1 protein-coding gene is annotated in these 300 nt (G+C 70.0%); it reads right to left on the bottom strand.

Features of this window, described 5'->3' with window-relative positions; translation table 11 throughout:
* Positions 1 to 300 (bottom strand): hypothetical protein (locus Q0L15_RS21380; RefSeq protein ID WP_296606775.1); only part of this gene is annotated, 300 nt, incomplete at both ends.

The following is a 300-nucleotide window of genomic DNA, read 5'->3' as shown; positions in this document are numbered from 1 at the left end:
TGGTCGGCGGGACCGACGAGGAGACGTCGGCCGCGGGCCGGCCGACCAGCTCGATCGCGACACCGAAGTCCGGCTGGCCGCCGACGCAGAAGCCGCTGCCCTTCTTGGTCCGCGCCTTCTGGGCGACGATCGTGAGCCGGTTCGAGCCGTAGGCGACCTTGCCCAGCGCGTCGGACACGTCGACCGACTTCCACGCGTTGACGCCGTCCTTCTTCCCGGTCAGCCGCGCGATCCGGGTGCCGTTGAGCTGCACCTCGACCGAGGAGATCGGGTTCTTGCCCTGGTGCTGGCTGCCGTTGA

Source organism: Nocardioides sp. (genome assembly GCF_024509035.1).
In the GTDB taxonomy this organism is placed as follows: domain Bacteria; phylum Actinomycetota; class Actinomycetes; order Propionibacteriales; family Nocardioidaceae; genus Nocardioides.
Note: the sequence above shows the minus strand (reverse complement) of the source record. Positions and strands in the feature narration are given on the sequence as shown.